The 13,048-nt window shown below is 39.8% G+C and carries 16 protein-coding genes; 12 read left to right on the top strand and 4 right to left on the bottom strand.

The features are described 5' to 3' along the window. Nucleotides 1-64 precede the first annotated feature (64 nt). A complete protein-coding gene (locus L3Q70_RS08605; RefSeq protein ID WP_062569118.1) occupies nt 65-994 on the bottom strand; it encodes a substrate-binding domain-containing protein in 930 nt (309 codons plus the stop codon). Between the two features lie 137 nt (nt 995-1,131). Then, a complete protein-coding gene (gene asnS / locus L3Q70_RS08600; protein WP_062569117.1) occupies nt 1,132-2,529 on the bottom strand; it encodes an asparagine--tRNA ligase in 1,398 nt (465 codons plus the stop codon). A gap of 271 nt (nt 2,530-2,800) precedes the next feature. Here asnS and L3Q70_RS08595 point away from each other — a divergent pair, with 271 nt between their 5' ends. Next, nucleotides 2,801-3,235, top strand: a complete 435-nt coding sequence (locus L3Q70_RS08595; protein ID WP_062569116.1) for an ATP-binding protein — start codon at nt 2,801-2,803, stop codon at nt 3,233-3,235. A 309-nt stretch (nt 3,236-3,544) separates the two neighbouring features. Here the strand turns inward: L3Q70_RS08595 and bioA are convergent, their stop codons facing one another. Next, the gene (gene bioA, locus L3Q70_RS08590; protein WP_237114096.1) at nt 3,545-4,837 is read right to left on the bottom strand and encodes an adenosylmethionine--8-amino-7-oxononanoate transaminase; all 1,293 of its coding nucleotides are present in this window, start codon (nt 4,835-4,837) and stop codon (nt 3,545-3,547) included. A 98-nt stretch (nt 4,838-4,935) separates the two neighbouring features. On the opposite strand from bioA, the gene bioB reads away from it, so the two are divergent. The 5 genes from bioB to htpX all read left to right on the top strand — a co-directional run bounded on the left by bioB (nt 4,936) and on the right by htpX (nt 9,637). Further along, complete coding sequence (gene bioB, locus L3Q70_RS08585; RefSeq protein ID WP_054553903.1) at nt 4,936-5,976, top strand: biotin synthase BioB; 1,041 nt, start codon at nt 4,936-4,938, stop codon at nt 5,974-5,976. Between the two features lie 7 nt (nt 5,977-5,983). Continuing rightward, entirely contained in the window at nt 5,984-7,117 is a 1,134-nt protein-coding gene (locus tag L3Q70_RS08580) for an 8-amino-7-oxononanoate synthase (RefSeq protein ID WP_237114095.1), read from the top strand. Continuing rightward, entirely contained in the window at nt 7,114-7,905 is a 792-nt protein-coding gene (locus L3Q70_RS08575; protein WP_237114094.1) for a methyltransferase domain-containing protein, read from the top strand. The genes L3Q70_RS08580 and L3Q70_RS08575 overlap by 4 nt, the downstream gene beginning before the upstream one ends. A 13-nt stretch (nt 7,906-7,918) precedes the next feature. Further along, nucleotides 7,919-8,602, top strand: a complete 684-nt coding sequence (gene bioD, locus L3Q70_RS08570) for a dethiobiotin synthase (RefSeq protein ID WP_062569111.1) — start codon at nt 7,919-7,921, stop codon at nt 8,600-8,602. A gap of 174 nt (nt 8,603-8,776) precedes the next feature. Continuing rightward, the gene (gene htpX, locus L3Q70_RS08565) at nt 8,777-9,637 is read left to right on the top strand and encodes a protease HtpX (protein ID WP_062569110.1); all 861 of its coding nucleotides are present in this window, start codon (nt 8,777-8,779) and stop codon (nt 9,635-9,637) included. Between the two features lie 38 nt (nt 9,638-9,675). On the opposite strand, the gene L3Q70_RS08560 is transcribed toward htpX, so the two are convergent. Next, nucleotides 9,676-9,879 (bottom strand): hypothetical protein, encoded by a 204-nt coding sequence (locus L3Q70_RS08560; RefSeq protein ID WP_054561447.1) that lies wholly within the window; start codon nt 9,877-9,879, stop codon nt 9,676-9,678. 80 nt (nt 9,880-9,959) lie between these two features. On the opposite strand from L3Q70_RS08560, the gene L3Q70_RS08555 reads away from it, so the two are divergent. The 6 genes from L3Q70_RS08555 (at nt 9,960) to L3Q70_RS08530 (ending at nt 12,969) form a co-directional block, all read left to right on the top strand. Beyond that, complete coding sequence (locus tag L3Q70_RS08555; RefSeq protein WP_062569108.1) at nt 9,960-10,439, top strand: GNAT family N-acetyltransferase; 480 nt, start codon at nt 9,960-9,962, stop codon at nt 10,437-10,439. A gap of 82 nt (nt 10,440-10,521) precedes the next feature. Then, the gene (locus L3Q70_RS08550) at nt 10,522-10,953 is read left to right on the top strand and encodes a DUF3859 domain-containing protein (RefSeq protein ID WP_062569107.1); all 432 of its coding nucleotides are present in this window, start codon (nt 10,522-10,524) and stop codon (nt 10,951-10,953) included. 21 nt (nt 10,954-10,974) lie between these two features. Beyond that, nucleotides 10,975-11,385 (top strand): GFA family protein, encoded by a 411-nt coding sequence (locus tag L3Q70_RS08545; protein ID WP_062569106.1) that lies wholly within the window; start codon nt 10,975-10,977, stop codon nt 11,383-11,385. 5 nt (nt 11,386-11,390) lie between these two features. Beyond that, nucleotides 11,391-11,705 (top strand): antibiotic biosynthesis monooxygenase, encoded by a 315-nt coding sequence (locus L3Q70_RS08540; RefSeq protein ID WP_062569105.1) that lies wholly within the window; start codon nt 11,391-11,393, stop codon nt 11,703-11,705. Nucleotides 11,706-12,057: 352 nt separating this feature from the next. Continuing rightward, nucleotides 12,058-12,342 (top strand): hypothetical protein, encoded by a 285-nt coding sequence (locus L3Q70_RS08535; protein WP_062569104.1) that lies wholly within the window; start codon nt 12,058-12,060, stop codon nt 12,340-12,342. 120 nt (nt 12,343-12,462) lie between these two features. Next, nucleotides 12,463-12,969 carry an AAA family ATPase gene (locus L3Q70_RS08530; protein WP_193988831.1) on the top strand — a complete coding sequence of 169 codons (507 nt, stop codon included), beginning with the start codon at nt 12,463-12,465 and terminating at the stop codon, nt 12,967-12,969. Nucleotides 12,970-13,048 lie beyond the last annotated feature (79 nt).

Genomic DNA, 13,048 nt, shown 5'->3' with positions numbered 1-13,048 from the left:
CATAACGATTCTGGTTGTTAAAAGCTGTTGCACTTAGGTGCGCAGCTTTTTTTATTTCTCGAGGTTAAAACTGAACCGGGAGGTAACCATGTTCTCGTATTTTATCTTTTACTTTTTGCGATTTAAATAAGGCTGCGAGTTTCACACCTATCTCCTTAGAACGAGGGGATTGTGTGTTTACAATTAAAATGAGCGGTCGTACAAAGGCATATTCACCATCACTTATGCTTTGCAAATTAGGTTTAACGCCATTTATTGATAGAGTCGTTACTTTATTGATGCGACGATCATTTTCAAGATTACTAATGGCGCCATACGAGTCATAGGCAATCGCATTTGGAATACGCTGAACTATACCAAGTGCTTGATTGAATTGGTTGTACAGTTCGACTTTTTGATTTGAAAATAAACCCCTATTACCTGCATTTTTGAGTCGTATAAAGTTACTTTCAGGGTCTTTGATATAGTCCAATTCTAAAAATTCTAAAAATACATCGAAGCTGCCATGATGAGTCGCTTTACTAAAAAGCAGTATTTCATCGTTTTTATTGCTTAATTCTGGCGTTAACTGAGAGGCGTCTGACCATTTAGTTATTTTTCCTTGATAAATATTTTTGAGAGTCGTGATACTCAAATTTTTAATATTTAGTTCGCTGTTAACTATAAATGTTAACGCATCTTGCGCTATGACTATCTGCCTTAAATGAGGCCATTGTTCTTGCTCTTGCTTCGTTAGGTACCGTGATGTTGTACCTATGTCGATAAGACCTTCAGCAATCGCTTTGACACCTTTGTCACTGCCCATCGGTCTTATCTGCAATGTGTTGCCTAAAGCGAGACTTATATCATCTTTGAGTGGGGTTAGTAACTCGGTCACAGACGTTGAACCCGCAATTAAAATAGGTTTTGTATTAATATCTTCATCAAGTGCGAAGCTAGACTTACCTAGAAAAATGAAAGTCAGTGTGAGTACTTTTAGTGAACGAACGAACATAACCAATAATAGATCCTTTTTTGGCAAGTCTTATGACTATAGAACATTAACTAAAAATTTCTAGAGTGAATTGTTTTATAATGATTTTTAGGCATAAAAAAACCAGCCAATAGGCTGGTTTTCTATAAATACTAAAATTAGTATGTTGCACTACCTTTAGTACGTGGGAAGGCGATAACGTCACGAACGTTGCCCATACCCGTTACATAAGCCACTAAACGCTCAAAGCCTAGACCAAAACCAGAATGTGGCACAGTTCCGTATTTACGTAGATCACGGTACCAGCTGTAGTCTTCTTTATCTAAGCCCATTTCTTCTAGACGCTTATCTAATACATCTAAGCGCTCTTCACGTTGAGAACCACCGATGATTTCACCAATACCTGGTGCAACAACGTCCATTGCAGCCACTGTTTTGCCGTCTTCGTTTTGACGCATGTAGAACGCTTTAATATCACGCGGGTAGTTTTTGATAACGACTGGCGCATTAAAGTGTTCTTCAGCAAGGTAACGCTCGTGCTCAGATTGTAAATCCACACCCCATTCAACAGGGAATTCGAACTTCTTGCCGCATGCTTTTAAGATTTCGATAGCATCAGTGTAATCAACTTGAGCGAAATCTTTTGTAACGAATTCTTCTAAACGAGAGATCGCTGTTTTCTCAACACGCTGTGCAAAGAATTCCATATCATCACGACGCTCTGTTAATACCGCATTGAAAACGTATTTCAGCATGTTTTCAGCAAGTTTTGCGATATCTTCTAAATCTGCGAATGCAACTTCAGGTTCTACCATCCAAAACTCTGCTAAGTGACGAGACGTATTTGAGTTCTCAGCACGGAAAGTAGGGCCAAAGGTATAGATTTTTGACATTGCTGATGCGTATGTCTCACCATTTAACTGACCTGATACTGTTAAAAATGCTTCTTTACCGAAGAAATCTTCACTGTAGTCGATATCACCTTTGTCTGTGCGCGGCAAGTTTTGCATATCTAATGTAGATACGCGGAACATTTCACCTGCACCTTCACAGTCACTTGCTGTGATGATTGGTGTGCTGATCCAGTAGAAACCTTGCTCGTGATAAAAACGGTGAATCGCTTGAGCTAAGCAGTTACGCACACGTGTTACCGCGCCGATGATATTAGTGCGAGGGCGAAGATGGGCGTGTTCGCGTAAATATTCAATGCTATGACGCTTAGCTGACATAGGGTAGCTATCAGGGTTTTCTACCCACCCTAATACTTCTACAGTGTTGGCTTGAATTTCGAAAGACTGACCTTGGCCTTCTGATTTAACCAGCACACCCGTAATTGATACAGAACAACCGGCAGTTAAACGTGTAACTTCATCATAATTATTAAGTGAATTAGGTACTACCGCTTGAATAGGATCAAAACACGAACCGTCATGAACGGCTAAAAATGAAATTCCTGCTTTTGAATCGCGGCGTGTACGGATCCAGCCTTTTACTGTTACTTGGCTGTCTACCGCAACCTTGCCTTTTAATAGCTCTGAAATCGCTAAATGGCTCATCTTCACTCCAATGATATAAGTTGCCTAATATTTAATATGCTGTGCATTGCACTTGAATCGACTATCTTACCCTCGTAAATCAAATAAAAAAACATTTCAGGCATACTCTTTAGTAGTTTTTCTTGATTTGGATAAAATAGCAGCAATATTTGCGTAAATTTTGCGTTTATTTAAATTCTCGCTGCGCTAATTGGTTATTTTGTGGCATTATTAACAGTTCTCAATAGGATATAGGTCCTTTAGTCTTTAATTAATTTATATAACAGGTGCTATGAAACAAGTTTTTATTCTTCGCGGCTTACCCGGCTCAGGTAAATCATATTACGCACAAAGCCTTGCTGATGAGCTGGTAGCAGGTAATGAAAGTGATTATGTCGTGTGCGCAACAGATGATTATTTTTACAATAGCGAAGGTGAGTATCAATTTGATAAGTACAAGTTATCTGAATACCACAACCTAAACCTAGCGCGTTTTATTAATGCCTTAGCAGAAGAAATCCCGTTAGTGATTGTTGATAACACCAATATCAAAAAGTGGGAATTTATTGCTTATGTACAAGCAGCCACTGCATTGGGTTATCAAGTAAAAGAAGTGATCGTCGGTGAAATCAAAGATAAGTCTTTACAACATCTTTACGCGAAGCGTTGTGAACATAAAGTTCCACTTCGAATGATAAGTAAAATGGCTTATATGTTTGAATGGTAACGTTTAAAGGAAAAGGAAGCATCAGCTTCCTTTTTTAATGTCTAGAGGGCGTGTTGACCTTTGTGGATTAAAATTTGTTCACTCTAGGGGCGATTTAATCGCGGCGCGAGATTTGTAACCTAGTGGGCTAAGTAAAAATCGAGCAACAAAGAGTTAATCGCCCCTAGAAAGAACCCGAAGGGCAGCGCGTGTTTGGCATTGATGCTGCGTTATCGCCTATTTATGTGGAACAATCACACTACATAGGCTCTGCCTTGCCTAAATACCAAACACACTGCTGCAAAATTAATCACAAAGGGTCAACACGCCCTAATACGCCTGTTGTTCAATGGCTGCAAAAATAGCATCGCACAACTTAGTTAAGCTTTGTTCATCGCTTATGTAAGGCGGCATCAAGTAAATTAGTTTGCCAAACGGGCGGATCCACACACCTTGCTCTATAAAAAAGCGTTGAATTTTTGCTACATCAACACTTTGTTTAAGCTCTACAACACCAATAGCACCTAATGTACGCACATCTACTACTGCATCGAGTTGCTTACATTTAGCAAGTTGTGTTGTTAGTACATCATTTATATATTTAATTTGCTCTTGCCAAGGCTGCTCTAACAGTAAATCAATACTTGCGCAGGCCGTGGCACACGCAAGCGGGTTACCCATAAACGTTGGGCCGTGCATTAATACACCGGCTTCACCTTCGCTAATCCCAACAGCGACTTTGCTGGTGGTTAATGTCGCTGATAACGTCATCATGCCGCCCGTTAATGCTTTGCCAACACATAAGATATCCGGCTCTATATTGGCATGCTCAACAGCAAACAAGGTGCCGGTGCGGCCAAAACCTGTGGCGATTTCGTCACAAATAAGTAAAACATCATACTTATCGCAAAGAATGTGCAGGTGTTTTAAGTAATCAGGATGATAAAAATTCATGCCCCCGGCATTTTGCACTATGGGTTCAATGATAAATGCCGCAACATCTTGATGATGAGCAGCAAAATAGCTTTCAAGCGTATCCGCTTCAGCAGGGCTAAACTCGCCATTAAATTTAGCACTCGGCGCAGGTACAAAAATATGTTCAGGTAAAAAACCTGAGTACATGCTGTGCATTGAATTGACCGGATCGCAAACGCTCATGGCTGCAAAGGTATCGCCGTGGTAGCCCTTTAGCGGCGTCATTAACTTTTGCTTGCTGGTGTATCCTTGGCTTAACCAGTATTGCAAAGCCATTTTTATGGCGACTTCAACACTCACTGAGCCGCTGTCGGCTAAGAACACCTTATCGAGTGATTTAGGTGTGATACTGACTAGCTTTTTACATAACTCAACAGCAGGCTCATGAGTTAAGCCACCAAACATAACATGACTCATTTTGCTAACTTGCGTGGTGATTGCCTCATTTAAAACAGGATGGCAGTAACCATGGATGGCACTCCACCAAGAAGCCATACCATCTATTAGGCTTTCGCCTGTTTCTAAGAAAATACGATTTGCATTGGCATGGCTAACAGGGTACACGGGAAGGGGCTCAGTCATAGAAGTATAAGGATGCCAAATATGCTCCCGATCAAAATCTAAATCTATTGGTTTTTTATTAATCATATGTAAACTTTATATCGCTCCGATTCGTTGACAATGTTACGTCAACTCGTAGACTAAGCCAATCTAACCGTCCCAATAATTTAAAAAAAGAGACTATTATGGAGCACGCAGTTGTCCGTCACGATTGGACTCACCAAGAAGTAAAAGCATTATTCGAAATGCCGTTCAATGATTTGTTATTTAAAGCGGCCAGTGTGCATCGTGAAAACTTCAACCCAAATGAAGTACAAATTTCTACTTTATTATCGATTAAAACCGGTGCTTGCCCAGAAGATTGCAAATATTGCCCTCAATCTGGTCATTATAAAACAGACTTAGACCGTGAACGCTTAATGGAAGTTGAAAAAGTGGTTGAGCAAGCGCGTGTTGCCAAAGAAAAAGGCGCAACCCGTTTTTGTATGGGCGCTGCGTGGTCTGATCCGAAAGAACGTGACATGCCTTATATTTCAAAAATGGTAAAAGAGGTTAAAGAACTTGGCCTTGAAACCTGTATGACACTTGGCATGCTAGATAACGAAAAAGCCCATGCTTTAAAAGACGCGGGCCTTGATTACTACAACCATAACCTAGATACATCACCTGAGTATTACCAACAGATCATTACAACACGTACTTATCAAGACCGTTTAAACACTATCGATAACGTGCGTGATGCCGGCATGAAAGTGTGCTCTGGCGGTATAGTTGGTATGGGCGAGCAGGCAGCTGACCGTTTTGGTTTATTAATGCAATTAGCTAATTTGCCGCAACAGCCAGAAAGTGTGCCAATTAATATGTTGGTTAAAGTGAAAGGTACGCCACTTGAAGATGTCGAAGATTTAGATCATTTTGAGTTTATTCGTACTATCGCAGTTGCACGTATTATGATGCCGAAAAGCTATGTTCGTTTATCAGCGGGTCGTACGGCGATGAATGAGCAAATGCAATCTATGTGTTTCTTTGCCGGCGCTAATTCAATTTTCTACGGTGATAAACTACTGACTACAGAAAACCCAGAAGCAGACGCTGACATGATGCTGATTAAAAAATTAGGCATGAACCCAGAAACCCGTGAAGATTATTCCGATGAAGCGGTTGCAGCATCACTTTCATCAAAAGTTGCCGATAAAGCAACATCAGAACTATTTTACGAAGCGTAACATTTAAATGGCTTTTGAATTTATTGCCGAGCATCTTATCGAGCGCCAAGCCGATGCATTACTGAGACAGCGCCAACTTGTAGAGCAATCAAGCGGGCGCTTTATTGAAGTTGCTGGTAAACAATATTTAAATTTTGCCAGTAATGACTACCTTGGCTTTGCGGATGATTTTATCGAAATACAAGCGCAGCAACTAGGTAGCCATAGCTCAGCGCTAGTGAATGGTTATAATAAACCACAGCAACAGCTTGAGCAGCGTTTGTGCGAATTATTAGGCTATGAAAGCGCTATGTTATTTAACAGCGGCTTTAGTGCTAATAGCAGCGTATTAAAAGCATTGTTTCAAGATAAAAGCGTGGCGCAATCAGCTGCAATTTTTCAAGATAAACTCAATCATGCCAGCTTAATTGATGGTGGCCTTCATTCTGCCGCTGCTATGGTGCGGTTTAATCATAACGATCTTAAGCATTTAGAATCTCGGTTACAAAAGTCAAAAGCTAAGCATAAGCTTATTGTGAGTGAAGGGGTGTTTTCGATGGATGGTGATAAAGCTCCCATTGAAGCCCTGTGTAAACTTGCTAAACAATACAATGCTTGGCTGATGATTGATGATGCCCATGGTTTTGGTGTCTTAGGTGAGCAAGGTTTAGGAAGTTGTGAGGCAATCAAGCCCGATTTATTGATTATCACCTTTGGAAAGGCACTTGCAAGTAGTGGTGCGTGCCTGCTTGCATCAGAGCAGATGGTTGATTATATGCTGCAGTTTAATCGTGAATACACTTATTCAACGGCGATGTCACCACTGATGGCAAGTTGTACTCTTGAGCGACTCGAAAAGTTATTAAAAGCGGATAAGAGACGCTCTCAGCTTTCAGAAAATATTGCTTACTTTAAAGCGCTTGCCAAAGAGCATAACTTAGCATTAATGGAATCAACAACGGCTATTCAGCCTTTGGTATTGGGCGATGCAGAACACACGCTTGCCGTTGCTAATAAGCTTAAAGATAAAGGCGTATGGTTAACCGCTATTCGACCGCCCACGGTGCCTTTTAATACGGCACGACTGAGGATCACCTTAAGTAGCGCGCATCAACCTGACGATATAAAACAGTTGGTTGATTCGCTAGTGGAGTGTTTATGAGTGTTCAACTACAAGCGCCTATAAGTTTTCAACACAGTAATAAGCTAACAACACAAACTAAGTTCTCTAAAGCGGCTGCAAATTATGCGCGTCATGCCAGTGTTCAAAAACAAGCGGCTGCACACTTATTCAAAATGATGGCAAACAAGCATCAGCAAGGTACTTGCCTTGACTTAGGTGCAGGGCCTTTAGTTAACACGGCAATGCTTAAAACACATTTTGATACTGTACTGGCAATGGACTTAAGTCATTCTATGCTAAGCACAGATCAAGACTCGCGTTGTTTAAAAGTGTGTGCTGATATGGATAACTTACCTTTACAGCAAAATTCCTTTGATTGCGTATTTAGTAATTTTGCAATGCAATGGTCTGGGGATTTAAAAGCGCTATTAATAAGTCTTTTTTATTCTCTAAAAGTTGGCGGTAAGGTTTATTTAAGCTGTGTTGTGGATGGGTCGCTCAAAGAGATCAAACAGGCATTCGCTTGTTTAGACGAGCAAAACCATATTAATCAGTTTCATAGTGCTAGTCACATTATCGAGTATGCAAAATTGGCGGGGTTTAAACCCAATTTTGCAGCCGATAGGTGTTATATAGATACCTATAACTCACCCATAGAAGCGCTGCGTTCTATTAAAGCTATTGGCGCTACATCATTGCAAACTAAGCAAAAACGCCAAGGGTTATTAACGAGGCAGGCACTTAATCGTGTTTGTAAGGCATACCCTCTGGTTGATGGGCATGCTAGAGTGAGTTATCAAGTTGTCCTTTTAGAACTAGAAAAATAGAATTAACTCAAAAATGAAAGAATTTTTTATCACGGGTACAGACACCGATGCAGGAAAAACCCATGTCACCAGTTTATTATTAAACTTACTGGCGCAACATAAGCAGCGTGCGGTTGGTTTTAAACCCATTGCAGCAGGTGCAGAAGAAGCATTTGGGCAGCTAGTTAATGATGATGCGTTAACCTTAATGGAAAGCTCATCAATTGGGGTAAAATACAACATTGTTAACCCCTTCACCTATGAGCCACCCATTGCACCGCATATTGCAGCTGCCCAGATAGGCGATAGACTGACATTTGACAAGCTCGATGCTGCTTATGCGAATGTAAGAGCACTCAATACCGATTATATTCTTACAGAAGGTGCAGGTGGTTGGTGTTTACCTATCAACGAAACCGATTTGCTCAGTGATTGGGTTAAATCACAGCAGCTTGATGTGATTTTAGTAGTGGGTATGAAACTAGGTTGCCTTAATCATGCATTACTGACAGCTGCTCATTTTAAAGCGCTAGGTGTTAATTGTGTGGGTTGGATTGCAAATCATGTAGACCCTAACATGCGTGAGCAAGACGCCAATTTAGAAACATTAAAATCAGCATTACCTTTCCCGCTTTTAGCGATTAGTCCATATACAGACGGCACCCCTAAATTAAAAATTTACAAAACCTTACTTGAAACTTTATCTATTAACCCATAATAATTGAGTTGTTACTTTTGACATACTCTGTCACAATTGGTTGCAATTAGTTCCTTGCAACCAATTGCATAAGCCCTAAACTGAGTTGGTAGAACACCCAGATAATTTTATTAACTAACGATTTTTAACCATGTCGTTAGTTAATACAATTGGTATGTTTATTCTGAGGTTTTTATGAAGCGTGTATTTTTGTTTCTACTGACTAACTTAGCGGTAATGCTAGTGTTAGGTATTGTGTTGTCTATTGTGATGAGCGTACTGGGTATTAGCCATCGCAGTTTAGGAGGCATTTTAGTTATTTCAACCGTATTTGGTTTTGGTGGCTCGTTTATTTCGTTATTTATGTCGAAATGGATGGCAAAAAAATCAACCGGTGCACATGTGATTGAACAACCTCGTTCTGAAACAGAACAATGGTTAGTTTCGACGGTAGCAGCGCAAGCGAAAAAAGCAGGTATCGCGATGCCTGAAGTGGCTATTTACGATAGCCCTGAAATGAACGCGTTTGCGACAGGCCCAAGTAAGAACAACTCGCTGGTAGCTGTGAGCACAGGTTTATTACACAATATGAACCAAGATCAAGCGGAGGCGGTATTGGCTCATGAGGTGTCACACATTGCAAATGGTGACATGGTAACGCTTACCCTTATCCAAGGTGTAGTGAATACCTTTGTTATCTTTATGGCGAAAGTATTGGCAGGTATTGTTGATAATTTCCTAAATAGTGATGAAGAAGAGGGCGGTAGTAGCTGGACTTACTTCTTGTTCGATATGATTTTCCAAGTGCTATTTGGTGTGCTAGCGAGTGTGATTGTTGCTTACTATAGCCGTAAACGCGAATTCTCTGCGGATGCCGGTGCAGCTAAATTAGTAGGTGCAGATAAAATGCGTAGCGCCCTTGAGCGTTTAAAACAAAACCACCCATCACAACTAGAAGGTTCAATGATGGCGTTTGGTATTGCAAGCGGTAAAGGTGTTGCCGAGTTATTCTCATCGCACCCACCTCTTGATGAGCGTATTAACGCATTACGTTAATCTTAAACACGAAAAAGCCAGCTTGATGCTGGCTTTTTTTATTGTTGGTTTTTCTCGCGCTCGAGTTGTTGTGGTAATAATACCTCAACAATTTCACGGGCCGGTAAGGTATACCTAACGCCATCGAACATCACTGAAGTGTGTTCATCAATACTAGTGATCCCTGTTAAGGTCCAGCCTTCGCCACGCTCTTTACAGTAAACTGTGGTGGTTGGTTGAATTACTTTAAATTCTTCACTCATCGAACTTAATCTAATTGCTTGAAATTGCGTTTATAGTAAGACAATAATGCTAGCTCATAAAGCAAAAAGAAGAAATTAACGTGTCAAGCCACGATGACTTAGCCTTTGACTTACGCCCCATTCGTCATAAAGATTGCCAAGCGATATGGGATATTTTAAGAGATCCCCGAGTACAATCGTTTAATGATTACGGTGCTGACATAACGAAAGGTGACGTGTATGACTTTATTCAAGGCGACATAGAACGTTTTTATAATCAACAAGGCATTCGTTTAGTTATTGTTTTACGAAGTAGTGGGCAAGTTATTGGCAGTGTAGGCATATTTAACATAATAAACGGGCAGGGCATGTTGGGATTTGAATTGTCATCGCAATACTTTGGCAAAGGAATAATGCAAAAGGTACTAGATATGCTGTTTGAAAAACTAACTTCCTTTGTAACGACACCACTAAACAGTGTGGTCGCTTTAGTTGACTCAAATAACAGCGCAAGTATTAAGCTTTTAAATAAATGCGGCTTTGTACAACATGACGCTCACTGGATAAAATACGTTAGCTAATTACTATAATAGTACAATCTTGTTCTGCTAGAATTGCTACTATAAAATAGCGCCTCATTTTTAAAAAGGAGCGCTAGCAACTATGGCAAAGGCCAAAGCAATTACCAGTATTGAAAGTTACGGCATTTACAGTCATTGGGATGCAAAAGAGAAAGACCTGCCTCAAATCACCGAATTTACAACAGACGTTCCTGCACAGTTAGATATTGAATTTGGTTTTATTGTTAATATTAAAAAAGCCAAAGGACAAAAAATTAAATTTTGCGTTTACCACCCAGATATCCCCGATGAAGATGGCGAGATCATGCCACCATTTGAAGGCGAGCAGTACATTAAAACAAACGATTGGCAGTTTTACTTAGGTGATACGATATGGGCACCTGTTTGTAATAAAGTAGGTATTTGGCGCATGACTATTGAGTTAAATGGCCATATAATTGCTGATAAATCCTTTAACTTATTAAAGGAAGCCGAAGGCACTGCCACTGATTTTTGGAAGCATCGCGGCTATTAATCTTCAAACCTGAGAGGGGCTATGTATCAAGGAAGTTGTTTGTGCGGAAAAGTAAAAGTAACGATTGCTGGTGGCATAGACTCAATTATTCATTGCCATTGCTCGTTATGTCGTAAAAATTCAGGCACAGCCTACGCAACCAATGGCTTTATTCAACGAGATGGTTTTAACCTCACAGAAGGGCAACAGCATCTAAGTGCCTTTGAATTTAAACCCGGCAGAATTCGCTATTTTTGTAGCTGCTGTGGCTCACCGGTATATAGCGAGAATAAAGACGATTCAAGCCGTTTACGTATTCGCTTAGGTTTGTTAGATAGCGATTTAAACGAGCGTCCCATTAGCCATAACTTTGTAAGTTCTAAAGCAAACTGGGATACGTTTGACGCAGAAATTCCATGTTATGATGGTTTTGAACCAAGTAGAGGGAAGTAATCATTATGATAGTGAATACGCCAAAACCGCCTTATTACGCCGTGATTTTCACTAATACCTTATCTGACGATACCACTGGCTATGAAGAAATGGCGAATAGAATGGTGGAGCTCGCAGAGCAACAACCAGGGTATTTAGGCATGGAGTCTGTTCGTGATGGTTTGGGTATTACGGTATCGTATTGGCAAAACTTAGATGCCATCAAAGCCTGGAAACAAAACGTGGAGCACTTAAATGCGCAGCAGCTTGGCAAAGATAAATGGTACAGCGCGTTTACAACGCGTATTGCTAAAGTAGAACGTGATTATTCACTTTATTAGTCATTAACGTTATTAATACATATAAGAACACATCATACTATATTTGTTTGCTTTAAACCTCAGCATAGCCTTGAATTAAAATAACTATAATCAAAGTAGGGCTCAATAAGCTTGGCTTTAACAATTAACCGGAACTTGTATATATACAGTTTAAGTTTCATCACTCACATAGTTAATAAAACGACCCTATTACTCGTTTTCCCTTAAATAAAAGCTAAGGCTGTTGAATTTCAATTGCACTGGTAATGAATTAGCAAGTTTGCTAAAAATAAACCAATAAGAATTCGAGCTTAAATGCGGTCGAAAAGCGCAATTTTCTTTCTATAATCATGTTTTAGCTGCTGGGGTCTGAGTGATAGTTTTAGATGAACAAAGTTGGTCATGGTTATTATTTCAAAATGAAAAAAACATGTACCTGTCAGTTGTATGCGGTAGTGTTGGTATTTTTACAGTTGAAATTGAATTAACTCAAGCTGAAATAGCTTCATTTAATGCAATTGGTCGTACTTTTATTGATGAACTGGCAAGTGGTATATCTTTTTCCCCAGACTCCTATTTACATAGGAAATCAAACTTTAGAAATGAGTTTGATTTATCTATTGCTATAGATAAATGGAGAGAATCGGCAAAATCGTAGTTACACCAAGGTTGTATATGCGTAAATAAAATAGCCGGCTTTGTACGTGCTTTACAACTTATGGTCAACTTTTTAGCCGATTTCACGGCTTTGTGTTTCACGGAGGAATCCATAAACTATATGTTATATATCCTTGGCGGTCTACCCGCAACAGGTAAGACTGAACTTTCAAAGTTTTTAGCTTCTTCCTTGGGCGCAGTTCATATTCGCATTGATACTATTGAGCAAGAATTAAAAAACTGTGGTTTTAACAAGCTACATGACGAAGGTTACAAGGTAGCTTTTGCTCTTGCGTTAGAAAATCTAAAAAGCGGCCTTTGTGTTGTAGCTGACTCAACAAATCCAGTTTTGGAATCTCGAGAAGGGTGGATAAACGTAGCAAATAAAGCTTCATCACCCTATATAGAAATTGAAGTTATCTGCTCGAATAAAGCCGAACATCGACAACGTGTAGAAAACAGGCAAACAGATATTCGGAATCTTTTACTTCCATCATGGGAAAGTGTGATTTCAAGAGATTATCATTTGTGGGAAACAGCACGTATTGTCATAGATACTGCGGGCAAAAATCCTGAGCAAAGCAAGAAAGAGTTGAGTGAGTTACTCAGTAGACACAATAAAACATAACATGAAACCTGTGTTAGTCAGTAAAAGAGCATAAATGAAATGCTTGAAATTGATGTAACCAGAATTAGTTTATTGATTG

The sequence above is a fragment of the Pseudoalteromonas sp. CF6-2 genome (assembly GCF_021729425.1).
Classification (GTDB): Bacteria; Pseudomonadota; Gammaproteobacteria; order Enterobacterales; family Alteromonadaceae; genus Pseudoalteromonas; species Pseudoalteromonas arabiensis.
Note: the sequence above shows the minus strand (reverse complement) of the source record. Positions and strands in the feature narration are given on the sequence as shown.

Bases quoted from the DNA above. Each gene is read 5' to 3' on its own strand.
- bioD (WP_062569111.1), top strand. From the start codon at position 7,919: ATGAAAGAATTTTTTATCACGGGTACAGACACCGATGCAGGAAAAACC.
- L3Q70_RS08545 (WP_062569106.1), top strand. From the start codon at position 10,975: ATGTATCAAGGAAGTTGTTTGTGCGGAAAAGTAAAAGTAACGATTGCT.
- asnS (WP_062569117.1), bottom strand. From the start codon at position 2,529: ATGAGCCATTTAGCGATTTCAGAGCTATTAAAAGGCAAGGTTGCGGTA.
- L3Q70_RS08575 (WP_237114094.1), top strand. From the start codon at position 7,114: ATGAGTGTTCAACTACAAGCGCCTATAAGTTTTCAACACAGTAATAAG.
- bioB (WP_054553903.1), top strand. From the start codon at position 4,936: ATGGAGCACGCAGTTGTCCGTCACGATTGGACTCACCAAGAAGTAAAA.
- L3Q70_RS08605 (WP_062569118.1), bottom strand. From the start codon at position 994: ATGTTCGTTCGTTCACTAAAAGTACTCACACTGACTTTCATTTTTCTA.
- L3Q70_RS08595 (WP_062569116.1), top strand. From the start codon at position 2,801: ATGAAACAAGTTTTTATTCTTCGCGGCTTACCCGGCTCAGGTAAATCA.
- htpX (WP_062569110.1), top strand. From the start codon at position 8,777: ATGAAGCGTGTATTTTTGTTTCTACTGACTAACTTAGCGGTAATGCTA.
- L3Q70_RS08530 (WP_193988831.1), top strand. From the start codon at position 12,463: ATGTTATATATCCTTGGCGGTCTACCCGCAACAGGTAAGACTGAACTT.
- L3Q70_RS08580 (WP_237114095.1), top strand. From the start codon at position 5,984: ATGGCTTTTGAATTTATTGCCGAGCATCTTATCGAGCGCCAAGCCGAT.
- bioA (WP_237114096.1), bottom strand. From the start codon at position 4,837: ATGATTAATAAAAAACCAATAGATTTAGATTTTGATCGGGAGCATATT.
- L3Q70_RS08550 (WP_062569107.1), top strand. From the start codon at position 10,522: ATGGCAAAGGCCAAAGCAATTACCAGTATTGAAAGTTACGGCATTTAC.
- L3Q70_RS08540 (WP_062569105.1), top strand. From the start codon at position 11,391: ATGATAGTGAATACGCCAAAACCGCCTTATTACGCCGTGATTTTCACT.
- L3Q70_RS08560 (WP_054561447.1), bottom strand. From the start codon at position 9,879: ATGAGTGAAGAATTTAAAGTAATTCAACCAACCACCACAGTTTACTGT.